Source organism: Alteromonas naphthalenivorans, from assembly GCF_000213655.1.
In the GTDB taxonomy this organism is placed as follows: domain Bacteria; phylum Pseudomonadota; class Gammaproteobacteria; order Enterobacterales; family Alteromonadaceae; genus Alteromonas; species Alteromonas naphthalenivorans.
Genome location: NC_015554.1, coordinates 4,653,318 through 4,674,191, shown reverse-complemented (window position 1 = coordinate 4,674,191; position 20,874 = coordinate 4,653,318). Strand labels below are relative to the sequence as shown.

The 20,874-nt window shown below is 43.5% G+C and carries 23 protein-coding genes and 1 tRNA gene; 12 read left to right on the top strand and 12 right to left on the bottom strand.

The window, feature by feature from the left end:
- Positions 1 to 65 precede the first annotated feature (65 nt).
- The 7 genes from AMBT_RS22040 to radC all read left to right on the top strand — a co-directional run bounded on the left by AMBT_RS22040 (position 66) and on the right by radC (position 6,056).
- A complete protein-coding gene (locus tag AMBT_RS22040; RefSeq protein ID WP_158306780.1) occupies positions 66 to 533 on the top strand; it encodes a TIGR03757 family integrating conjugative element protein in 468 nt (155 codons plus the stop codon).
- Positions 526 to 1,539, top strand: a complete 1,014-nt coding sequence (locus tag AMBT_RS20385) for a TIGR03756 family integrating conjugative element protein (protein ID WP_013786559.1) — start codon at positions 526 to 528, stop codon at positions 1,537 to 1,539. Before AMBT_RS22040 ends, AMBT_RS20385 begins: the two co-directional genes overlap by 8 nt.
- Positions 1,536 to 2,864: an integrating conjugative element protein gene (locus AMBT_RS20380; RefSeq protein ID WP_013786558.1), complete on the top strand. Its 1,329-nt coding sequence runs from the start codon at positions 1,536 to 1,538 to the stop codon at positions 2,862 to 2,864. Before AMBT_RS20385 ends, AMBT_RS20380 begins: the two co-directional genes overlap by 4 nt.
- The gene (locus AMBT_RS20375) at positions 2,861 to 3,202 is read left to right on the top strand and encodes a hypothetical protein (protein ID WP_013786557.1); all 342 of its coding nucleotides are present in this window, start codon (positions 2,861 to 2,863) and stop codon (positions 3,200 to 3,202) included. The genes AMBT_RS20380 and AMBT_RS20375 overlap by 4 nt, the downstream gene beginning before the upstream one ends.
- Before the next feature lie 2 nt (positions 3,203 to 3,204).
- The gene (locus tag AMBT_RS20370) at positions 3,205 to 4,773 is read left to right on the top strand and encodes a conjugal transfer protein TraG N-terminal domain-containing protein (protein ID WP_013786556.1); all 1,569 of its coding nucleotides are present in this window, start codon (positions 3,205 to 3,207) and stop codon (positions 4,771 to 4,773) included.
- A 197-nt stretch (positions 4,774 to 4,970) separates the two neighbouring features.
- On the top strand, positions 4,971 to 5,444 hold the full coding sequence (locus tag AMBT_RS20365; protein WP_013786555.1) for a DUF3577 domain-containing protein: 474 nt from the start codon (positions 4,971 to 4,973) through the stop codon (positions 5,442 to 5,444).
- 117 nt (positions 5,445 to 5,561) lie between these two features.
- Positions 5,562 to 6,056, top strand: coding sequence for a RadC family protein (radC, locus tag AMBT_RS20360; protein WP_013786554.1), 495 nt, complete (start codon positions 5,562 to 5,564; stop codon positions 6,054 to 6,056).
- Positions 6,057 to 6,094: 38 nt separating this feature from the next.
- Here the strand turns inward: radC and AMBT_RS20355 are convergent, their stop codons facing one another.
- From AMBT_RS20355 to AMBT_RS20345, 3 genes are all read right to left on the bottom strand, one after another.
- The gene (locus AMBT_RS20355) at positions 6,095 to 6,313 is read right to left on the bottom strand and encodes a hypothetical protein (protein WP_013786553.1); all 219 of its coding nucleotides are present in this window, start codon (positions 6,311 to 6,313) and stop codon (positions 6,095 to 6,097) included.
- A 7-nt stretch (positions 6,314 to 6,320) separates the two neighbouring features.
- Positions 6,321 to 6,563: a DUF4177 domain-containing protein gene (locus AMBT_RS20350; RefSeq protein ID WP_013786552.1), complete on the bottom strand. Its 243-nt coding sequence runs from the start codon at positions 6,561 to 6,563 to the stop codon at positions 6,321 to 6,323.
- 114 nt (positions 6,564 to 6,677) lie between these two features.
- Complete coding sequence (locus AMBT_RS20345) at positions 6,678 to 7,214, bottom strand: STY4526/YPO1902 family pathogenicity island replication protein (protein ID WP_013786551.1); 537 nt, start codon at positions 7,212 to 7,214, stop codon at positions 6,678 to 6,680.
- Between the two features lie 325 nt (positions 7,215 to 7,539).
- Here AMBT_RS20345 and AMBT_RS20340 point away from each other — a divergent pair, with 325 nt between their 5' ends.
- A complete protein-coding gene (locus tag AMBT_RS20340; RefSeq protein WP_013786550.1) occupies positions 7,540 to 8,505 on the top strand; it encodes a hypothetical protein in 966 nt (321 codons plus the stop codon).
- Positions 8,506 to 8,715: 210 nt separating this feature from the next.
- On the opposite strand, the gene AMBT_RS20335 is transcribed toward AMBT_RS20340, so the two are convergent.
- Both AMBT_RS20335 and AMBT_RS20330 read right to left on the bottom strand, forming a co-directional pair.
- Positions 8,716 to 8,802: transfer RNA gene (locus AMBT_RS20335), tRNA-Leu, on the bottom strand.
- Positions 8,803 to 8,814: 12 nt separating this feature from the next.
- Positions 8,815 to 8,997, bottom strand: coding sequence for a helix-turn-helix transcriptional regulator (locus AMBT_RS20330; RefSeq protein ID WP_013786549.1), 183 nt, complete (start codon positions 8,995 to 8,997; stop codon positions 8,815 to 8,817).
- Positions 8,998 to 9,742: 745 nt separating this feature from the next.
- On the opposite strand from AMBT_RS20330, the gene AMBT_RS20325 reads away from it, so the two are divergent.
- Both AMBT_RS20325 and AMBT_RS20320 read left to right on the top strand, forming a co-directional pair.
- Positions 9,743 to 10,606, top strand: a complete 864-nt coding sequence (locus tag AMBT_RS20325; RefSeq protein WP_013786548.1) for a DUF2971 domain-containing protein — start codon at positions 9,743 to 9,745, stop codon at positions 10,604 to 10,606.
- A 479-nt stretch (positions 10,607 to 11,085) separates the two neighbouring features.
- The gene (locus AMBT_RS20320; protein WP_013786547.1) at positions 11,086 to 12,159 is read left to right on the top strand and encodes a hypothetical protein; all 1,074 of its coding nucleotides are present in this window, start codon (positions 11,086 to 11,088) and stop codon (positions 12,157 to 12,159) included.
- A gap of 479 nt (positions 12,160 to 12,638) precedes the next feature.
- Here AMBT_RS20320 and AMBT_RS22650 read toward each other — a convergent pair whose 3' ends face one another.
- From AMBT_RS22650 to AMBT_RS22645, 4 genes are all read right to left on the bottom strand, one after another.
- Complete coding sequence (locus AMBT_RS22650; RefSeq protein ID WP_013786545.1) at positions 12,639 to 12,806, bottom strand: hypothetical protein; 168 nt, start codon at positions 12,804 to 12,806, stop codon at positions 12,639 to 12,641.
- Positions 12,807 to 12,821: 15 nt separating this feature from the next.
- Entirely contained in the window at positions 12,822 to 13,709 is an 888-nt protein-coding gene (locus AMBT_RS20315; protein WP_013786544.1) for an SDH family Clp fold serine proteinase, read from the bottom strand.
- 75 nt (positions 13,710 to 13,784) lie between these two features.
- Positions 13,785 to 14,207, bottom strand: coding sequence for a tyrosine-type recombinase/integrase (locus AMBT_RS20310; protein WP_013786543.1), 423 nt, complete (start codon positions 14,205 to 14,207; stop codon positions 13,785 to 13,787).
- Positions 14,208 to 14,234: 27 nt separating this feature from the next.
- Positions 14,235 to 14,378 (bottom strand): hypothetical protein, encoded by a 144-nt coding sequence (locus AMBT_RS22645; RefSeq protein WP_013786542.1) that lies wholly within the window; start codon positions 14,376 to 14,378, stop codon positions 14,235 to 14,237.
- 755 nt (positions 14,379 to 15,133) lie between these two features.
- Here AMBT_RS22645 and AMBT_RS20305 point away from each other — a divergent pair.
- Complete coding sequence (locus tag AMBT_RS20305) at positions 15,134 to 15,964, top strand: YEATS-associated helix-containing protein (protein WP_013786541.1); 831 nt, start codon at positions 15,134 to 15,136, stop codon at positions 15,962 to 15,964.
- A gap of 394 nt (positions 15,965 to 16,358) precedes the next feature.
- On the opposite strand, the gene AMBT_RS20300 is transcribed toward AMBT_RS20305, so the two are convergent.
- Positions 16,359 to 16,625 carry a hypothetical protein gene (locus AMBT_RS20300; protein WP_013786540.1) on the bottom strand — a complete coding sequence of 89 codons (267 nt, stop codon included), beginning with the start codon at positions 16,623 to 16,625 and terminating at the stop codon, positions 16,359 to 16,361.
- A gap of 505 nt (positions 16,626 to 17,130) precedes the next feature.
- On the opposite strand from AMBT_RS20300, the gene AMBT_RS20295 reads away from it, so the two are divergent.
- Positions 17,131 to 18,864, top strand: coding sequence for a putative bifunctional diguanylate cyclase/phosphodiesterase (locus AMBT_RS20295; RefSeq protein WP_158306779.1), 1,734 nt, complete (start codon positions 17,131 to 17,133; stop codon positions 18,862 to 18,864).
- A gap of 108 nt (positions 18,865 to 18,972) precedes the next feature.
- On the opposite strand, the gene AMBT_RS20290 is transcribed toward AMBT_RS20295, so the two are convergent.
- Positions 18,973 to 19,662 (bottom strand): DUF1826 domain-containing protein, encoded by a 690-nt coding sequence (locus tag AMBT_RS20290; protein WP_013786538.1) that lies wholly within the window; start codon positions 19,660 to 19,662, stop codon positions 18,973 to 18,975.
- Positions 19,662 to 20,864, bottom strand: a complete 1,203-nt coding sequence (zigA, locus tag AMBT_RS20285; protein WP_041453178.1) for a zinc metallochaperone GTPase ZigA — start codon at positions 20,862 to 20,864, stop codon at positions 19,662 to 19,664. The genes AMBT_RS20290 and zigA overlap by 1 nt, the downstream gene beginning before the upstream one ends.
- Between the last annotated feature and the right edge of the window lie 10 nt (positions 20,865 to 20,874).

Below are 20,874 nucleotides of genomic sequence, written 5' to 3'. Positions count from 1 at the left end.
ATTAACACCACTTAAAAACTCCGATGATTGAGCCATCAACACATTGGAGATCGCTGCAAGTGGCTATGCGAGCTAGGTTAGTAATATTCGCCATTATAATGGGCTTTGCTTGTGCGGGAGTACAGGCTGCATCAAGTCTGTGGCCTGAGTCAGTGTTGGTCGTTACTTCTGATAAATATCCGGTGGCTACACCGGATGCCTTCAAGAGCTATATCCCCAAAGTAACGCAATTAAACTTGGACAGTGTTTCCCAGGTAGAAAGACGTTTAAGCGAGGAGCTGCCAGCCAATGAAGAACTGGCAAAGGCTGAATTTCAACGGCGCGTTGAAGCCATCGGTAAAGCCCAGCTTGAATCTGAGCTACGCAATGCCTACCAAGCGGTGGGCGCTGCTATGGCCTATCGCCTAGATCGTTACCCGGCAGTTATCTTTGATGAGCAAGTAGTGGTTTATGGGCTGACCGATTTATCTCAGGCCCTCGAAAAATATCGCCAGTGGCGTTTAAGTTCCGGCGAGGTAACTGTCCATGAATAGGTTGCCTGTCATTGTCTTATCTTTATTAGCGGTTCTCAGCAACCCGGTTCGAGCATTTGAAGCCGAACCCACAAGACTAACATTGAGCGATATTACGCAGTCAATGACACTCGACCGTTCTTGCCTGAACTACTGCATCACAGGCGTGTGCGTCTGGTTGCGTTGCAGTATCTACGAGTGCTCGATAGAAACCAGCATTCGTGTTCGTCACTACAACCCTGATTTGGTCGTTAGTGTCTTTGATAAACCCGGTGACAATCCATGGGAGGAAGCCGAATCTATCTATGGTGATATCGAGCGCCAATTAACTGATTCTATTGTAGCGCTGTTTCATGGTGCAGAAGCTGGTGGTGGCCATCGTGTTGAGGGAGGAAATACGGCCACGGATCACAGCTTACGATTCAAAGAAGTTACAGCAATTGGTCACCCATTTAGTTCTATCACTGATTTCATCGGGGATAGTGGTTATTACTGTCCGTCAGAGGCCGAGTCGTTTCAACCGTACCTGTCATCTTCTCTGGATGCGTTGACGTGGCGCTTGGGTATCCCTGAATTGCTCTACATACATAATTTGATACCTGGCCGTCGCGTTGTCGGTTCTGGTATTCAGCAGCAATGGGGTGCTGTATGGCCGCGCACAGGCTTCATCAATCAGAAGGACGATACCAAGGCTTCGGCTGTGATAGCACAACGAGCAGGAAACATCGTTACGCAAACGCGACAACCCCATGTTTATACCGCACTGGATGGTAATGACTACAACAAAACCTGGCTGCCTGGAGAGCTGATAGAAAACGATCCCGATACAGGTGTCTGGCAAATGTTGGCACCGAAGATGGACACACAGTGCTATGTCTTCGGCGAAAACGATGTGTACCGACAGGCTTGGTCGTCTGGCCGTATTGCCCATGATAACCGATATGCCTTTTCTCTATGGCGACCTTACCAGTGCTGTGAAGCGCAAGGCGCTTATTTGTTTACTGTGCCACTGGAGATTTGCATATGAGGTTTAATCGATACTATTTTATCTCGGTCATTTTCGTTGTGAGCGCTCAACTATCCTTTGCTGAGCCAGCACCTAACGATGACAGCCTGTTTTACTACAAAATCGGCGGCGGTCGGGATATTGCCATTCCTCCCAGCCTGAATATCACAACGATAGATTTGTCATTGAATGCATCTGCTACCGCGTTGACCTGTAGCGGGTTCGACCCGATGGTGGCCATCGAGAACTCGCTAGACAATCTGAGAAATGGTGTTGATAACGCCGTGAATGCGCTGGAACTGGCGGCATCAGCGGCCATAGCGAATCTACCAGGCTACATACTACAAAAAGCTAACCCCGGCCTTTATGACCTGTTTCAGAATGCGCTGCTGCGTGCTAACGAAGCCTTCTCGCTAGCGACCAAAAGCTGTGAGCGCATTCAGTATGAAATTTCTAACGGCACTAACCCCTATGCCGAATGGGTAACGGTGAGTTGGGGCGATTCTTGGAAGCGCTCACTGGGTGTCGGTAACGCCAATATTCATGACGCGGTGGATGATGCAGAAGACGCTCATAACGATGGCATTGAGTGGGTGGGAGGACAACGGCGAGGCGGGCAAGATCAGCCTCCGATTCGTGTACTTACCGATGTGGCTACTGCAGGCTTAAATATCCTGTCACAACGGCCGCCGGAAACCACAGCCAATTTACCCAGTTCAGCGCCATTGGCCGATCACTTCGATGGGCCAAATGCAGTTGATGAATGGGTTAATAATGTACTCGGTGAGGTGGAAATTGGCATCTGCGATGGCTGCTCTAAGGGCGCTCGCTCCGGCAAGGGGCTGATTCCTTACATTGAACAAACTACCGAAGATATATTACCGCTGTTGGTAAACCTGATTGCGGGTGCTACACGTCCCACGCGGGATCACCTTAATGAGGTAGAAGCTCCTGGTGTCGCTATCACACTGCAAGTGATTCTCGCTCTTCGTCAACTCCCCGCACAGGAACGGTCGATTGTAGTTCATAAGCTGGCTCAGGAAGTCGCAGAAGCCAGGGTGATGGAAGAAGCCATGATTATACGGCGGTTATTACTGTCAGGCCGGAAAGAGGGATATATCGCTGCCAATAAAATTGCACAGAAAGAAGTGCAGATTGCCCTCGATGAATTAGAGGGAGAAATCCAAAATGTCATCTTTGAAAAAGATGCGCGCAATAAGTTTGTAACCTCAACTGTCGTCGAATTGTTGTTGCGCGACAATGCCGAGCGTCAGTCATCGCTCAACACGCCTGCCTCTACACCTGAAGATCCCCGTCCGTTGAGTAATGGTGGTGTAGAGCCATGATGAGATCGGTTTCAAATAAGCAGGGTTGGCGCTGGTTATTTACCTTGATTGCCTTGGTCGTACTGTTTATGGCTGGGTTGATTGTGAGTCTGTTGGTCAGTTCAAACCAGCTGCCTGCACATCAATTTGATGGGCATGCCTGGCTGGGATGGCGACTGCTGATTTACTGTCTGTTGATTGGCCTTTGGCCTTTTTTGATTCAACACCTATTAAATAGGCTCAAGATAAAGGCAAGGCAAAAACCAGCTCGACTACCTCTAGTGATACTGATTGTTCTCTATGAGTTGCTGATTGTGCAGAACCCTTTACAGACTCTATTGAGCTTGGGGAGTGCATAGTTATGGCTGTGGATAGCACACTCGAACTCTACACCACCTTATTTGGTTGGTTTTTCTATAACAGCATCTGGGATGTACTTGTCGCGACAGGTATGGTTTTTTTGCCTTTTCTGGGCATTCTGATTGATACCATCATTCGATCCTATGCCGGAGAAGACGCTGAAGAAGCAGGCAATACTACCTTACGGATTATCGAAGTGGAGTTTTTTATTGCCTTCTTCGTAATTCTGATAGCTGCGGTTCCGGCAACGCCATTAAATGCCGTTGATTTATCGTTTACGCCAAGGGCGGTAATCGGCACACCAGCACAGCCAGTAGCGACCGTCGCCAATTCGCGCACTACCTATGGTGGCGGTATTTCTTTCAATGGTGCGCCGGTGACCGTTAATGTGCCTGTGTTCTGGTTTGCCGTAATGAGCTTCAGTTCCGGTTTTAATCGTGCGGTGATGGAGGATGTTCCACCTACATTGGACTACCGAGGCTACGCCAATGAGTTGCGAGATGCCACTATCAAAGACCCGGAGCTACGCCACGAGATAAATGACTTTTTTCGAGACTGTTTCATCGAAGCGCGTTCAAAGTATCTGACTGAACGACCAGACAGTGCAGCGATTGATGCAATACTAAACCGTTATGGCGATACCGACCCCGACTGGATCGGTTCTCATGTTTTTCAGGATATTGCGGGGTATTACGATAGCCTGCGGTCAGACTCAATCAGGGAAGGTTTTCCCTGGTCGGCACTGAGAGATGTGGAATGGGATGCCAGCAACCATCCTGTTTACGGTAAACCTTACTGCAATGAATGGTGGCCTCGTATTCAGCAAGCGGTCTTGAACGATCTTGGTGACATCGATCTGCAATCGGCAGCGGCAGAACCCGGCTGGGATGCGGTGCAGCGGCGCGATGTGATTACGCAACTCGCCCTGATTAACTCGCCACCGCGCTGGACAACACGAGGCTATGACTTTGCTTACGGTAATCTGGTGGACTTCGAAGTTGGCGAACAAAGCGGTATTTTTGCTGCGGTACAGAATGCTGGGCAACAAGGCTTGGCGGTGTATGGGCTTGGTAAGGCGTCCATTTCCTTTGCCGCTTTTCTGCGCGTGTTTTTGGAAGCCGCTCCCATGGTTCAGTCGTTAGTATTGATGGGGCTGTATACGTTGTTGCCTTTCTTTATTCTGATCAGTCGTTACAAGTTTTCTTTGCTCATCATCGGAGCGTTAATCTTGTTCTCCGTGAAGTTTTGGACGGTGCTGTGGTTCTTTGCCTGGTGGATCGATCAAAACCTGATACAAGCCTTTTATCCTGATCCTGGCAGCATCACCACACTGTTCAGCACCGATCTCACACTGAAACGGATTATCCTGAACTTTCTAACAGGCGGCTTATATTTGATTTTACCCATCCTGCTTTCTTTATATCTCGGGCTTGCTGGAATTCGCGCTGCATCACAGTTGGAAGGGGCTACTCAGGCATTGACTCGCGGTACTTCAGCGGCAGGAAATGTCAGCCTGCGGAAGCCCAGTTTTAGAAATCGGTCTGCGGGCAAAAATAAAGGTGCCAAATGAGAAAGCTAACGATATTTACCAGTAGCTATTGCTGTCTCAATAGCACCTCCATACCACGATCACTGTGTAATTCAGGGTATGCAGCTATCTCAACTGAGGTGTTGAAAGATCAACTTGTTCACTCACCCAACCGGGGAGCTTGTTGCCCCACTGGGTCAGCAACTCCTTTTTTCACTCATTGATTTAGGAGACTTGCTATGAGTAAAACAACCCAAAATGAAAAAACCAACTCTGCCTCCGCAGAGGAAGTCCGATACTTTAACGAGTATGCGAATGGCATAGGCTATCTTAATGCTATCCGTGACATCAGTGGAGAGGGTAAACCTCCTCGCTATGCAGCTCAAGTATCAGTTATCCAGGGGCCTGCCGACAATGTGCATTATGAATATCATGATCTCATTGTGGGTGCAGAAACCGCTCTCGGTGTCATTCTTGAAAACCGGGAGGCCATCGAGTCAGACGATACGAAAGTGTTGATCCGGTTCAATATGGCCAACCCTCGCGCCAAAGCATTCATCTACAAACAAGGTGAACGTGCTGGTGAGTTGGGTTCTGCGATTGGTGGATTCCTGACGCGCATCCTTACGCTGAAAGTCAATAACGAACTTGTCTATGAAGACGACAGAGTTTTTGACGATCAGTCCGGATCTCATCAGGTCGCAAATGGATAACTAACCACATCGACAACAGGCTAACTTTTTAGCCTGTTGTCTTTTCCTTTCTTATGGGAACCACCGTTCCCATAAGGAGCTGGTTGTGTTCCCTTATTTTTTATCTGGAGCACAGTCATGGAAACTAACCATCAATCCAGTGAGAAGTATCCGCTGAATACGGCACTGGAAAAAGAAAATCAGATCATCGCTGAGGCCAAACAGTTACTTTATAAGCGGATGACTAATAGAAAATATGACGAATTCACTTCACCAGGCGCTGTAAGAGATTATTTATGTTTGCATCTGGCGGAGCGAAAATATGAAATTTTCTATTGTCTGTTCTTGGATAGCCAGCATCGGCTACTTGACGGAAAAGAACTGTTTAGAGGCACCATTGATGGCTGTAGTATTTATCCCAGAGAAGTCGTTAAGGCTACTTTGGAGATCAATGCAGCGGCTGTCATATTGGCTCATAATCACCCATCAGGGCTTGCTGAACCGAGCGCCGCAGATCGGCAGATCACGGATCGGCTCAAAAGCGCATTGGCATTGGTTGATGTTCGAGTGTTGGATCACTTTGTGGTCGGCGATCAAGATGTCATATCGTTTGCCGAACGAGGGTGGATTTAGCACATTGCTCTTAGCCCATGACACTACCGTGTCATGGGCTATTTCTGAAGTCTTTCCTGATAGATGCCGTCATATCGTTTAACGGGGTCAATTTCTCCCGTTCGATAGTTGTACCAGACATTGGTATCGGATTTTTCATCGGCATCAGGTTCAAAGTCTAAGGCGCTGAATGCAAATGATAGCACTCGCCAACAAGCCAAAAGTAATCCAGTGAGTAATGCAAACAATATAAGGAAAGACTTTTTCGCGTATTTCATGGCTTGTCTACTCTTTTTCCCGGCGTTTGAAAATGCAGGTTATTTCCGCGTCGCCTTCCGTACAGTTGACCAGCTCCCAACCCTTGGCACCGAGTTTATTCATTGCCTGGGTTAAGGCAGAGTCGTTCCCCATCAGCGGGTAGGTTTTAACAAGATAATACCAGTTGGTTGATTCAGCATGTACTGGCAAGACAAGTGATGAGATAAGCAACAGGGTTGTTGCCAGGGGAATGAGATATTTTCTGGACATTATCCTCTCCTTAGATAGATATCGAGAAGCTGATAATCCCTATGATACGCCTATGGAAATGCCCTTAAAAGTAGATTTTTAGCGATTTGAGAATTGGTAGCGTAGTTTGATTGGCTATTTATCCAGGTAAGGCTTTAATGCGCTCCATATCATATGAAGGTCAATCCCAGCATCCTCAGCGACCTTTATAAAGCGCAATCTTTCCTCGACACCTTGGTGAGTTTCCCACAATTTCCAAATTCGTAGCTCGGTGTCCTCGTCACAAGCGGGTGGTCTCCCTGTGCCAACACCACGAATGCTCAATGCACTACGGCGGCGGGAAAAGTCGGCTGCATGTGTGCCAAACAATCGTTGCATTAAAGCCAGGGGTGCGCCCATAAACAGATATTTGTCTTCCAGTTCTTTTTCTTCACGCAGAACTTCAAGCTCTGATAGTTGGCGTTGCAGCGCAGTAGTGTCAACTTCAATACTAAGAAAGCGATGAGCGCGGTGAATCAGAGAGTGCTGTTCGGCTAAGTTTAATTTTGACATGACATCAATTATTTCGTCGGGCAGATTACTGGTCTTGAAATGCATGGAATGTAAAATACCTGATGATGAAATCAATTTCTTAGCTGCAGCTTGAGCCATTTTATCTTCGAAACCTGACATCACTCGAAACTCCTTCGGTCCTTGAAAAACGGAACACATCTAATTCACAGATGTGTTCAGCGTATAGACAAAAAGAGAGTGATGCGTTTAGAAACTTTTCAAACGGAAAAGAAAATTATGCAACCAAGTTCACGGCTATTATTGATTTTTCAAAAATGTGAATGTTGTCACAACTAATAATCAACTGCGTAACAATTTGAAGAAAACACCTGTTATTAAAAAGGTAATAAAAATCTACTTTCTAGTCCGAAAAGTAATTGCTTGTTTGTGAACACGGGGTAAAGCAAAAATGAAAAATTAAATTTCTAACAAAATATTTTCCATCATGCTTAAACTTATCTGGTTTGTTCAGACTGTATTTTTCTTGGTTAGCATGTTGTTGACTGGATTATTTGCAATGTCGCTATCTGGCGCTGACTTTGAAGACGTGATGAAGACAAGTGAAAGTGATCACGCCATATTTATGGCGGGGTTGTTTATTCTTATCGGCTGCTGTATTGATGTTGGAAAATATCTCTTCTGGGTTAAGCGTCGAATCAGTCGATACTTCAAAATGCTCAGTCTTGTGTTGATGGTCTTCTCTTGGCTTGCCAGTTGCGCTTTTTTTCTCTCTTCAGAGGTGCGGCTAATTAAAGAAACGCAGCAACGGTCACCTGAATATATGTCACTTCAGCAAGAAATTGATGGTCTTCAGAAAAATATTGCTATCGAAGAACAGCTTCTGAATAAGAGGCTAGGAAGCAGTTATCACCGGCAGTGGGAGCAAGCTCAAAACAGTGCGGCCAGGATAGAGAGATTTCAAGCAGAGATAGCCGCGAAGCAATCAACTCTAGCACAGGTTGGGTTATCCTCATCGTTGAATCAGCTTGAAACTACCAAGCTGTTTACAGCCATTAGCCATACTCTGAACATCGATCTAGATACTGCCAGAACCGTTGGTTATGCCGTCTTAGCATTGCTGCTGGAGGTCAGCACCTTGGGTATGATTAGTTTGGCTGGTGCTGAGAGGGAAACTAATAGCTGTTTGCTCTCCCATCCTGCTGAGCATGAGCCTTTACCCGATAGTGACCCCGCCATTGATGCTGATTGTAGGCAAAAATTGGCCCAGCTCACCCTCGACATCCTAAATGGCAAGATTCGGCCCGTTCTGCGGGTCATTAAGAGTGCTGATTATGACCTGAGCCTGGATCAGATTCGGGCAGTGCTGAGTGACCTGCATTCTGCTGGAATTCTCGATACTGACATCCGTAATAGCTACAAGCTATCAGAAAGGGTTGAGCATTCGCTCTAACCTATCCATCTTGCCCTCTATTCCTGAACATTCCCCCTAACAAAGCCACTGTTTAGCAAGCAAACGTTATGACGGCGAAGCATAGCTGCCAACGCTATCGGAATTGAAAGTGACTGAAAGTTACCTGGGTTTGCATCCCAGTTGCATCCCAATCAGGTTCAACGCCGAAAACGGTCAAAAAAATCTGTTGGGTCTATAAAGGGGGGAAGGTGGTACCAGAGGCCGGACTCGAACCGGCACGCCCGCGAGGGCAAGGGATTTTGAATCCCTCATGTCTACCAATTTTATCGCTCTGGCAAGATAGAAGGGCTAAGCCTGTTGCCTTGCCTCAATCCATTCAATAATAGCGGCCTCATGCCAGCCCACTGAACGTGCTCCGGTGAGCTTTACCTGCTTTGGGAATTGGCCTTTGGCAATTTGCGCATAGATTGTTGATCGAGACAGCCCAGTTATCCGCTGGACTTCTTTCATGCGAACAATTTTGACACTCATATCGAATCTCCATATTTGTGTATAGCTTCATGCTATGCTCAAATATGGAAACAGCAATTTAAAACCGTGCAGGGTGTCTGAAAAGTTTTCTATTCTGCCCCCACTGGGTGAGCGACTTGCCTTTAACGACACTACTGAAATAAAAGCTGCTCAGTAGGCTTGTATTGCCGCGTATCTATCGGAATGGTGTCAAAAAACCAAGTTTAATCAGCTGCATCGTGTGTCGGTTGTCATGCAGGGTATAATGAGGGGTATCAATAACTTCCCATTATAAAATAGTTAAATATATCAAAAAGATATGTTTCATATGGGCGGCATGATGTAAGAATCGCCCCGCTTTCTAGGTCCTTATAAATCAAGGGCTTACAAGCGCTTTGAAACTAACTGTGGTACGTTTTGTGTCACGGTTAGTTTCACATCATTTCCTTAATCTTCTTTTACGATATTCCATCAGCTTCCCAATATCTACCCCTAAATTACACTCTCAATAATTAGCTCTGTATGCGCCTATACGATCTTGTAATGGCACAGGTATGCCTATAGCTTAGTGACTCTCAAAGTCTTCTCATAGATCTTCTCAGGATCTTTCGTGGGGTACAGGGGGGAGGGGGCGAGGTAATACCCTTCTTATGCGATTGCGGCGTTCCGTGACTTTACAAAAAAACGGGTGTTACGTTTGGTCATTTTTTTTTCGTAAGGTAAATTAGTCAAGGAAAGTGATAAACCAATACTAAGGTTATTGATAATGCAAAGGGAAATTGATCCACTAATCTTACAATTTGCAGATGAACACAAGACAGCTCATCAGATGGGCGAGGATGGTTTGTTCAGATATTCATTTTACTCTAAGGAATATGCTAGTAGGCATGCAGCGCTTTTTACTGATGGACTGCTCTACCACAATAACCCAGAGTCATTTAATGATCCCTTTGACTGTAAGTTTCATTTACGTTGGCCTGACCCTCTAATTGATAACGACGACCTTAAGGGATTCGTTAGTGATATCAATTTCATGAATGAGCTATACAAAGAAAGGGGAGTAGAACTACCAAGCAGGTCGATCGAAAGTGTTCTGTCAGATGAAAATATCAGAGAGGCACTTCGCAACGCCATTGCAGGAGAATATGAACAAACTAGAGTCTGTTGCTTTACGTCTGAAAATGATAACCCTCTTTTCTGGTCACATTATGCTAACTCTCACAAGGGATATTGCGTAAGGTTTGAAGTGACAAATAACCCTACAAGCGTTCTTCACAATGCCAGAAAAATAGTCTATTCAGAGGACTACCCCACAATAACGTTCCCAATTATGACGAAGGTAGTTAAAGCTTTGATTCCACTTTTCCGCAAGTCTGAAGAGTGGGATTACGAAGGTGAGTATAGGAGCATTTTTAGTCCTCACTGGGTGAACCAACTTGAACATAACGGAGAGTCATTACTACTTACCAATGACAATATCACGGATGTTTACTTTGGGCTAAAAATGACTGAAGAAGATAAGCAAGACATAGTACAACTAATCACTAATGGCCCTTTTAATCCACGCTTATGGCATGTTAAAACTCATCCAAGTCAATATAAGCTGGACTTCGAGACTTATAAGCCGTAACTGTCAAAAACTTATGCTGACAATATGACAGTGTCATAATCTCAAAAATCAGAGTTGTTGACAGTGGTGTGAGCGGGTGTCAAGATCTCTTACTTTGGTGGACGGAACAACAGAGCGTATTCGTGCCGTGTCTTATGCTTTTACTTTTTCTTGCTTAAGTCAGGGAGTCACAGAGACAAGTCACCAGCAGAGCCTGTGCGTTGTCTTCGTGTTTGGTCGAGTGAGCGTTGCGACTGGTTTGAAGATTGTCTTAGCGGCGTTCCTGTGATGCGTAGAGGTACCCTATGGGGGGCGTTGCGGCTTTGTCATTGTCGATTTGGACTCTCAGATTTTTATACCTAAATAGGCTCAACCTTAAAGGCATGAAAAAAATATTTGCATATAAATAAGTGTATCCATACAGTGTCTTCAAGTTATGCACACAGTAACTAAGGTTGAATATTCGAGCTTATTGATCGACTTAAGTTAAAGAGGTGAACATGCTACCAAGATACTCTGAACTTGATGATGCTAGGCCGCTAGTATATATAGACCAAAATGTAATAGACGCTTTGAGGAAGCAAAAACTACTAGGCATTATTCCAAATTTCCACAAAGACTTTCGTGCTGTGTATTCAGATGAAACGCTAAAGGAAATAAAACGAGCAGCGGATGGTGGAGGAGATGCAAAACCATTCCTACAAGTTTTATGTGAACTAGATGCTTACCATATAAGACGAGTCACCGATTCAAACTTTGTACCCCAGAATGAAATATTGATTCGCTCACTTTCTCCTTTTCAACTCTACGATGAATATGCCAACAACTTAAATCTCGAATATTTAATTGAGTCTCAAACTCTCATCAATCAAAAAATGATGGGAGGACTACCTGATATGTCACTTACAGAAATTGAGATGCACATAATTAACGCGTTTGAGAGGTTGCATGACGATATCTTGAAGCCGTTAGACGACCTCGGCGAAGACGGACTGCCTCAAGCATTTATTGATAACCTGAAAAAAAATATTGAGAGCAACCAAGAAGAGCAATTGACAAAATTTAAACGTTTAGTAAAGCAGAGTATTGCTGCATTTCAGACACAAGTCGATAGCAGCGAGCTTTCAATACTGCTTCAATTTAGGGAAAACCTGAATGTAAACCCTTTACGTCTAAACAATATCACGCCTCCCAATGTGGTTGAGCAAATTTGGCAGGAAGTAATTAAAAATGACGTAATGGCTAACTCAGAGGTAACGATCGAGCAGTTCTTTGGTGTAACTGAGAAAAGCCCTGCTTTTCCAGAGCATGACAACGCCCCCTCAGACCATGTAATTGGAGTTTATCAAATCCTTAATATGGTCGGTTATTATCCAGATAAGAAGCCACATGACTCAAATAGCTTTGTTAGTACTAGTAGCGATATGATGCACGCATCAATGGGCTATTATTGTTCAGCAATAATGAGTTGTGACGACAGGTTCGTTAAGAAAACTTCCGCTGCTTACGAGTTTCTGAATATACCAACACATGTACTTCATGTTGTAGAAGAAAATAAAAAGGTTACATGCTGAATTAATAAGGCATGATATTTAAGCAGTCAGTCTCGTAAATTCTCTAGACATACTGCTACAGTTCGTCCTTTTCATTATACGTACTGTTACTGTACAAGTTATACGTCAAAGACAATTGCTTGTGCCCTGCTAGCTTCGGAACAATGTCTTCAGGACAACCCACCTGCTCTAGCGCTGTCGCAAAGTAACCTTTAAATGAGCGTAGGCCTGTCTTGTAGCCTTCAATCTTTGGTGTGCTTCAGTAATCTTTAAGTTTGTCGTTCGGTTTGAAGAGCGGCCAGCAGAACGTCTACGTTGTCTTCGTGTTTGGTCAAGATGAACGTTGCGACTGGCTTGACGATTTTCTTTACAGCGTTCTTGTAGTGCGCAGAGGTACCCAATAGGGGGAAGTTAAGGCTTTATCATTGTCGATTAAGTGAGAAAATTTTTTATAAAAAACGCCCCTTAAAGAGGCGTTCTTCGCTAAGCCGAACTTATACTTACATGGCAGTGGCGACGTTAACGACACTGGCAAGATTGAATTCTGGCTTTTTAATTAATCCACTATCTTGCGCTTTCTTTAGAAAATCTAGTTGTTGACGAACATCGTTGCTTTGTTGCTTTTTTTCTTCAATTAGCTTTTCAAGTTCTAATGCTAAATCACTCATAATTAAATCTTCCTACTAAATAACGCTATGCTTGGAACCGACTAAAACGGCTTTGCCCATTTTATGTAAATAATCAGTGCAAAAATCGTGCAATAAATTTACAGACTCTCTTAACTCTCTATCATCTGTATAATCATCAATTTCTAGCCTCAACTCTTCTTGTAAGGTTTTTAGACTTATCATTCTGCTGTGGCTATGCCATCTATTATTATTACTGAGTATAGTAGCTATTTCTTCTGCTCTGGCTTTTTTCTCATCCTCTGTAACTTCTTGTCCGATTTTATCTGGGGAAGTACGGTGCTCTTTCCAGTCTTTAAACTTAAACTCAACTAACCACTTCTTTAGAAGTGATGTTGATAAATCTCGCGCTTGTTCATAATGCCTTAATGAGGCTAGATCTAAGCTATTTAGCATGACCAATTCTGCATTACTGAGAGGCTGTCCGATGCTCTTTTGAATTAACTCATTGCACTTGTCCAAATAACCGAGCGCAGGTACCCATTTCCCCTCATTATTTTGAACTTGAGGGTCTATCGGACCGAGTGATGAGGAATAATCCATATATATCTTATCGCCAGACATACACCAAATCGTTCCCGCGGACATCGCTACGTCAGGAACAAGAAAGTCAACGCAATCGTAAAAATTCCGAGACATTTCAACCATCTTTTCTACTGTCTCAGCAGAGCCTCCACCAGTCTGTAAAATTATGAGTAATCTGTCTTTCTTATCCTCATCAGACGCACACCCCTCAAGCTGGTGACGAAACGGATTCTTGGACCAAAACTCGATAGGTCCGTAATAGACCAAAATGTCGTGCTCAGGAAAGTGATTCTCCTGAATGTGCTCAATCCTGAAACTTAAAAAGGTATCAACTGAGCCATTTACATTGTAAATACTCATCCTTGAATTTATCGATCACTAACTAACTTACACTATTGTTAACAAATTTTACAAGCCGAATGACGTGGCGCGGGATTATACACAGTTGATTGCTTTATCTACAGCGTTCTTTAGTTTAATTAATTCATGACCTTTCGAGTAATACCCGTAAGACATCGTCTTTCCTCGCTCATGACCAACTATCTGAGCAGTGATATTCTCCTCTACACCAGCACGTTCCACCTCTGTTATGTGCATGTGCCTGAACGAGTGAAAGCCTTTGAGCTTGTCGTTAGTCAAAGGCTTTACCTTAAAGTTTGAGAATGTTCGGCTAGCTGTCTTGCTTCCAATAGCAAAGTCGTTATCTTCCTTGTCCTCGATATGAGCTAAAAACCTTTCACCTATTGCATCAGGTAGAGGTATAGTGCTTGTTGCTGCCATCGTTTTACCTTTCTCAATGTTTATCGAAATGACTCCGTCATCGACAACAACATGCTTCTTCTTTAGGTTGCATAGCATCGCTGATACTAACGCCTGAGTAGATGTCTAAGTCCACCAGCAAGCTGTAAATAGGTTTTCCCAAGAGTGGCCTCGTATCTTAGCTACTTCTTCTTTGGTGGATAGTTCTCGCTTTTCGGGATAGATACCTAAATCACATTCTTCAGGGTAGTTCTTTTGGCCACGTCTCATGTCTCGGGCTACTTCACTAAAATGAGCGCTTTGGACTTTGGTTGTTCATTGAGGATGTCTCGTTTCTTCTAGCCCGGCACGTGCAGCAGTATCATGGCTAACGTGAATGACCGACTAGTCAGGGCACTGGTTTATTAAGTGCTCAGGGGGGCTGCGTTGATATATCCAGATATTACCACGTAACTTTAGATGTTTTATGTTTGTCTTCTTGCTCATATAGATGCGTAATGTAGCCAACAGTGCATGCATTGTTGACCTTGTAACTTACTAAAAATAATCAAAAGATCTGATTGGTGATAGTTCGCTCGGTATGATGTAAGAATAGCCCTGCTTTCTAGAGCCTTATAAACCTTCTGAGACTAACTGAAATACGTTCTTTATCACGGTTAATTTCACATCATTTCCTTAATCTTCTTTTATGATATTCCAATATCACACATAGTTTACTGCTGCGACTCAATAACCTTTCCCTCTCGCAACAATATGGTATTAGCTGGCTCTGAGTGCTATTTATATTAAAATGCATATTAAATTAATTGGGTAAGTGAAATTTCAGCCGGCATAAAATTTTGGGCAGAAGTTGCCGGATGATGAATCTATTGATATAAAATGGAAATTAGCAAAGCAAGCTTCGGAAGTTTAGAAGAGTATCTTCATCGCACAGCATTACTTTCGAAAAAGTATTCGACTGTTACTTTGAGGTAGGTTGTTATCTGATTTATCATGTAAATAATTTTTGAATGAGGACAATGTCATTGGAAGATGTAAGTCAGGCGGAAGCTATACTGACAAGCGCTCATTACGTACATTCTATATGGATAGTGATGTTGGTGATAGGGTTAATGGGCGGAGCCTTGTCTTGGTTAAAAGACTGCAGTGAGGAGGATTCTGTTACAGAGCATATTATCTCGCATATGATAACGGGTGTGCTAGCAGTATTTATGGTTCCTCTTTTTTTGCAGATGATTGGCAGTACACTATTAAAAAACTTGTCTCCAGAGCATCATCAATTTTTTGTTTTTATAGGTTTTTGCAGTGCCGCTGGGTTTATCGCACACTCTTTTGCTTCTAGGGTATCTAATAAGATGTGGGAAGATACACAAGCAAAAGCCCAAGGAGCAGATAGAAAAGCCGAAAAAGCTTTAGAAAAGTCAGAAACTTCATACGTAGAAATGTTGAAAACTAGGTGTGGGGTGCTGTTTAGCTCGGAAGATTATGACAGAGCACTTGTTTTTCTTGAAGAGTTTTTAGCCGCAGTGCCCGATGACGTTAGTATGCTTTGGAAAAAGGCTTATATTGTTAAACGCAGAGGTGATATCGAACAAGCGTATAATTTAATAGACAGGGCTGTACAGCAGAGCGACAAAGCGATCGCCCTACTATTTTATAATCGAGCCTGTTATGCTGCTTTACTAAAAAAACCCACGGAAATTATTATTTCAGACTTGGATAAAGTATTCTCAATAGAATCAAAGGAAAAATCAATTAGTTATATTCAGGCCGATTTGGGTGAAGATCTAAAGCCCATACTTGACCGTATAGAGTTTGTTGACTACCTTAAGTCAAAAGGCGTGCAAATTGATTAGCATTAATTTGATTTGCCCCCGTAGCGTGATATTATCCTTAACCCTATTTCCCGCATCGTTTATATTGAAAGTTGTGGGTCTCTAAAACTGGAGGTGCTTATGGTTATTAGTAAAGTTCGTCAGGACGTAAAACCGCCTGCGTTTTAATTTATTTTTTATGGAGAAAGCCCCTTGTAGGGGCTTTTTCTTTTATATAAACAAAAACATTTGATAGGCTCTAGCACGCAATATAGGCACATTGAATGTGCCCAGGTTTACGTCTCGCTCACTTAATTTTAATTCCTTAATTTTGTGTAGGGGAAAGTCTAATCGGGTTTAGTCGAAACGGTACGACTCTCACTCAATTTTTGGAGTTCCAAATAAGCTAATTGCGATAAGTTTTTGAATTTTTCACTTACTCTATTGATAACTCTACTACGTCTTTTCTTGCTGCCACTCTAAGTGTTATTAGTATGGCATTGTCGTTTACATCGGTAATGTAATCTACAGTTTCGGGTAATTGTCCAAGTAATTCGACCGTGTCGTTTTCTAACATGTACTTCCACAACTGATAGTGGTCATTAATGCCGTAAACAACATCGTTTTTAACAATGAAATTCTGATGGCTACCTTGTGTTGTTAGTTCGGGTATTAGTTCGCTTTCAATCGCACCGGATAGCAAAAACCTAGAAAGCTAAATAGCTTTGACAAAGAGCGCTGAGTTAATCTTCAGCGCTTTTTTTGGTTAAAAAGGAAAGGTAAATATGGGTACTGGTCTTTGTTTGCATACCCTACGTAACTAGAATTAGATATTTGCTATAAGACAAAATTTTTAAAACTTACTGTACGTTTGCTTAAACACGATTACCTGCTATAAATTCAATAGTATAACTCTGAAAAATAATCGTTCGCCGCTAGCGTACATACATGTAACAGTGACTTGCTTGCAGCGAGCACATATAAAAAGAGCAACCTGAACAATGGATGTGAAGAACAGTGGCATAAGGAAGGCGTTACCTGTTTTAACGTTTACATTTTTCGTCTTTGCGCTAATTCTCGTCTGGTGTTTTTTTACCCTAAATCACAGTAATTTCTTTCATCAATTAAATGTTAGGCACTTTAAATACACGTCTGAATTAAGCGAACAAATTTCTGCGCCCGCAGAACTTTTTTCAGACGCGCACCCTGTGAAATTAGATGATATTCGTCAAACCATTCTCAACATTCGGGAGCAGCCTTTAGATTGTTTGTCGATGATTGGTAATACAGAGCGTTTTATCATGAAAATTATTGGCACAGAGTCGGTTATTGATATTTGTACTCGTGACGTTCAAAGTGCTAATAGTTCATTGGCTGCGCTGGCCGATTATGAAGCGGGTAATGTTAGTCAACAAACACTACAAGACCAGATAGTAAAATCGCTTAGGGATTTTAGAACAAACTCTTCTGACTTTGAGATACCCGTCGAGAAAACGGTAAATTTCGTGGCTAACATTACCCTCTCTATTATTATTTTGTCATCAATAGTGGTTTTGTTATTTGCTGCATTTATTTCTCGGGCTGTGTCATCGGGGCTTACCAGCAGGGAAGAGGCGATGAAAGCCCTAGCTGAAAGCGAGAAACGAAATAAACAAATGGCGCATACCGACGCGTTAACGGGCTTGCCGAACAGAAACTTGCTTGAACATACTGTAGACAAAGCCATTAATATGTCGGAGCGCAGTAATTTGCCCTTCGCGGTGATGTTTATCGATCTTGACCACTTTAAAGACATTAACGATAGCTTAGGCCACGCGTTAGGCGACACGCTTTTAATCACTATGGCGCAGCGAATTTCAGATGCAATTCGCGCTACCGATGTGGTGGTTCGTTTTGGTGGTGATGAATTTGTGGCGGTAACAGACTGTTTTGAATCAATTGAAACCATTGATTTCATTGCCCATAGAATATTAGACACTATCAGTAAATCTGTGCAGCTTGGCAATAACGACTACTATATCACTGCGAGTATTGGTGTAGCCTGCTACCCACAAAACGGCGCTAATTCCTCATTGCTGCTAAAGCATGCCGATACGGCAATGTACCAAGCTAAAGAGGCGGGCAAGAATCAGTATCAAGCATTCGATAAATTATCGGCCATTAAACAAAACCGCAAACTAAAACTGGTAAGTCAGCTTCATCATGCTATTGCTAACAATGAGTTTAGCTTAGTTTATCAACCGATTGTTAGGCTTGAGGATGGCGTGACAGTTGGGAGTGAAGCGCTATTAAGATGGACTAACCCAGATAACGAAGCCATTGGTCCCGATGAGTTTATTCCTATTGCCGAGCATTCGGGACAAATTATTGATATAGGAAATTGGGTATTACAACAAGCCTGTGAACAATGCAAAGCATGGCATGATGCAGGCGCTACGCATCATGCAATGGCAATTAATGTGTCATCACATCAGCTTAAAGATCAGCATTTCGCGCAAAGGCTCGCAGATATTCTGGCTAGCTTATCGTTGCCCGCAGAGTGTATACATATTGAGGTAACCGAGAATATTGCCATTATGGAAGAGCAAGCCTGCGTTGCATCGCTGTACAGGTTATCTGAGCTGGGTGTGCAACTGTTACTCGATGACTTTGGTACGGGGTATTCGTGCCTAAGCTATCTTAAGAATTTACCTTTTGATGTATTAAAAATAGACAAGAGCTTTATGCCTGCAAATAACACCATTGCCAGTACCATTATCGCCATGGGGCATGAACTGGATATGGAGGTGGTGGCCGAAGGCATTGAAACTGATATGTGTTACGCAATGCTACAGAAGCTAAACTGCCAATATGGGCAGGGGTATTTGTTCCAAAAGCCAGTGCCAGCTAGTGAGTTCGATATCTACAAGCAATACAAATGCAGTGTTCCTGAGCTAGCTTAATAGCGCAAACGGTATGTGCTTTTAGTCAGTTGGCTTAGCGTATTGCTATTAAGCCAACTCACTTGTCACCTAAGCAGGAACACAATTAGCTGGCGTGCTCTCAATCAATTAATCAATCAAATCTAATGTCATCACAACACGCGGTTGGCTGCTTGATACCGGCGGTGAACGATGCACTATTCCAGCGTTCTCATTACCTTGCCACAACTCTCCCTTTAGAATTGCGACATCACCCGTTTCCAAGGTTTGTATATCTTGTGCTGTACGATATAAACCCGAATGGTCATCGGTTAATGCGCCGCTTTTGTGGCCTAGCATTGTGCGGTCGGTGTTATCGTGTTCTAGCCACTGGCTGCCCGGTCCAACAAAGGTGGTCACTAAACGGCAAGATACTCTATCAACATGAAAACGAGGGCACATGGCCTTGTCTAATGTTGATAACCTAAAACCAATGGTATTAGCCTCAAACAAGCAGATAAACATGTCGACGAGCTCGGCTATATAGGTATGTAATTGGGGCGCAAAAGGTTGGCCGTCGGCTAAGGTGCGAATATAGGCTTCGGCTGAATCGGAACTTAATTGTCTTGCAGCAGTAAGCTTGCCGCCACCTTTTACGAAGGTAGCTAACGAGGTTAAAAAGGTATCGTCTAAGTGGCGTTGCCAAATCGCAATATTACACTCGTCGTTATAGATATCGGTAAGCACAATAGGCTCTACCGACGTACTCGACTTTTTAATGCGCTTATCAGTAGTCGGGGGGCTTTCGGTTAAGGGGTTAGCAGCTAGCGCTTGTGCCATTATAAACCCTCCCAACGAGGAAATGGATCGGGAAGGGTTCGCCAATAATCCACCCCCTTTATAAGGCTTTCATCGTCTAGTAAGCAAGTATCCAAGGTTTTGGTAATTGTGGCTTCATCAAGGTTTTGCCCAATAAAGACTAACTCTTGGCGCATGTCGCCGAAAGGTTCCATCCATTGCTTTTCTATTGAGGCCAAATATTCTTCATCTTCAGGCCATTCTGACTTTGGCAGAGCTTTCCAAAACATACCACCATAACCATAATGAGCAATACCACCGGCTTGGCTCCATTGTCCCGCACACTCAGGCCGCGAGGCTAACCAAAAGTAACCTTTGGAGCGTAGTAACTTTCCGTAGTTTTCGGTGGTATGCAAAAAGTTATAAAACTTTTGCGGGTGGAAAGGACGGCGTGCATGATAGCTAAAACTACTAATGCCATACTCTTCAGTTTCTGGCGTGTGTTCCCCCCGCATTTCTTTAAGCCAGCCTGGGGCAAGCTGGGCTTTCTCGAAATTGAATAGTTGTGTGCCAAGCACCTCATCAATATCGATATTGCCTTTATTTATAGGAATAATTTTTGCCGATGTATTTAAGCTTTTCAAAATAGCGGTTAAATTAGCAACATGTTCCTCGTCTACCAAATCAGTTTTGCTGACTAGGATAACATCGGCAAATTCAACTTGATCTACGAGCAAATCAGCGACACTGCGCTCGTCCTCTTCACCAAGGGATTCACCGGTTTCTTGTAAATACTTGGCTTCTTCGTAGTCTTTACTGAAGTTGACCGCATCAACCACTGTCACCATGGTATCTAAACTAGCAATATCTGATAACGACACACCGTCTTCATCGGCAAAGGTGAAGGTCTCTGCCACGGGAAGGGGCTCTGATATACCGGTAGACTCAATAAGCAAGTAGTCAAAACTGCCATCTGTCGCTAGGCGGTTAACCTCTAGAAGCAAATCTTCCCGCAACGTGCAGCATATGCAGCCGTTACTCATCTCAACCAACTTTTCTTCACTGTGATTCAGCGACACATCACTTTTAACGATAGAAGCGTCAATATTAACCTCGCTCATGTCGTTAACGATAACCGCCACGCGTTTGCCTTCACGGTTATTAAGAATATGACTAAGGACAGTTGTTTTACCTGCACCTAAGAAACCTGACAGCACAGTAACGGGGAGTTTATTACTCTTCATCGGAATTCGC

What these genes read in the sequence shown, in the direction of transcription:
- AMBT_RS20315 (WP_013786544.1), bottom strand. Translation starts at nt 13,709, where the DNA reads ATGAGTATTTACAATGTAAATGGCTCAGTTGATACCTTTTTAAGTTTC.
- AMBT_RS20290 (WP_013786538.1), bottom strand. Translation starts at nt 19,662, where the DNA reads ATGGCACAAGCGCTAGCTGCTAACCCCTTAACCGAAAGCCCCCCGACT.
- AMBT_RS20380 (WP_013786558.1), top strand. Translation starts at nt 1,536, where the DNA reads ATGAGGTTTAATCGATACTATTTTATCTCGGTCATTTTCGTTGTGAGC.
- zigA (WP_041453178.1), bottom strand. Translation starts at nt 20,864, where the DNA reads ATGAAGAGTAATAAACTCCCCGTTACTGTGCTGTCAGGTTTCTTAGGT.
- AMBT_RS20325 (WP_013786548.1), top strand. Translation starts at nt 9,743, where the DNA reads ATGCAAAGGGAAATTGATCCACTAATCTTACAATTTGCAGATGAACAC.
- AMBT_RS20350 (WP_013786552.1), bottom strand. Translation starts at nt 6,563, where the DNA reads ATGTCCAGAAAATATCTCATTCCCCTGGCAACAACCCTGTTGCTTATC.
- AMBT_RS20365 (WP_013786555.1), top strand. Translation starts at nt 4,971, where the DNA reads ATGAGTAAAACAACCCAAAATGAAAAAACCAACTCTGCCTCCGCAGAG.
- AMBT_RS20330 (WP_013786549.1), bottom strand. Translation starts at nt 8,997, where the DNA reads ATGAGTGTCAAAATTGTTCGCATGAAAGAAGTCCAGCGGATAACTGGG.
- AMBT_RS20370 (WP_013786556.1), top strand. Translation starts at nt 3,205, where the DNA reads ATGGCTGTGGATAGCACACTCGAACTCTACACCACCTTATTTGGTTGG.
- AMBT_RS22645 (WP_013786542.1), bottom strand. Translation starts at nt 14,378, where the DNA reads ATGAGACGTGGCCAAAAGAACTACCCTGAAGAATGTGATTTAGGTATC.
- AMBT_RS20310 (WP_013786543.1), bottom strand. Translation starts at nt 14,207, where the DNA reads ATGCTATGCAACCTAAAGAAGAAGCATGTTGTTGTCGATGACGGAGTC.
- AMBT_RS20385 (WP_013786559.1), top strand. Translation starts at nt 526, where the DNA reads ATGAATAGGTTGCCTGTCATTGTCTTATCTTTATTAGCGGTTCTCAGC.
- AMBT_RS22650 (WP_013786545.1), bottom strand. Translation starts at nt 12,806, where the DNA reads ATGAGTGATTTAGCATTAGAACTTGAAAAGCTAATTGAAGAAAAAAAG.
- AMBT_RS22040 (WP_158306780.1), top strand. Translation starts at nt 66, where the DNA reads ATGCGAGCTAGGTTAGTAATATTCGCCATTATAATGGGCTTTGCTTGT.
- AMBT_RS20355 (WP_013786553.1), bottom strand. Translation starts at nt 6,313, where the DNA reads ATGAAATACGCGAAAAAGTCTTTCCTTATATTGTTTGCATTACTCACT.
- AMBT_RS20345 (WP_013786551.1), bottom strand. Translation starts at nt 7,214, where the DNA reads ATGTCAGGTTTCGAAGATAAAATGGCTCAAGCTGCAGCTAAGAAATTG.
- AMBT_RS20340 (WP_013786550.1), top strand. Translation starts at nt 7,540, where the DNA reads ATGCTTAAACTTATCTGGTTTGTTCAGACTGTATTTTTCTTGGTTAGC.
- radC (WP_013786554.1), top strand. Translation starts at nt 5,562, where the DNA reads ATGGAAACTAACCATCAATCCAGTGAGAAGTATCCGCTGAATACGGCA.
- AMBT_RS20320 (WP_013786547.1), top strand. Translation starts at nt 11,086, where the DNA reads ATGCTACCAAGATACTCTGAACTTGATGATGCTAGGCCGCTAGTATAT.
- AMBT_RS20375 (WP_013786557.1), top strand. Translation starts at nt 2,861, where the DNA reads ATGATGAGATCGGTTTCAAATAAGCAGGGTTGGCGCTGGTTATTTACC.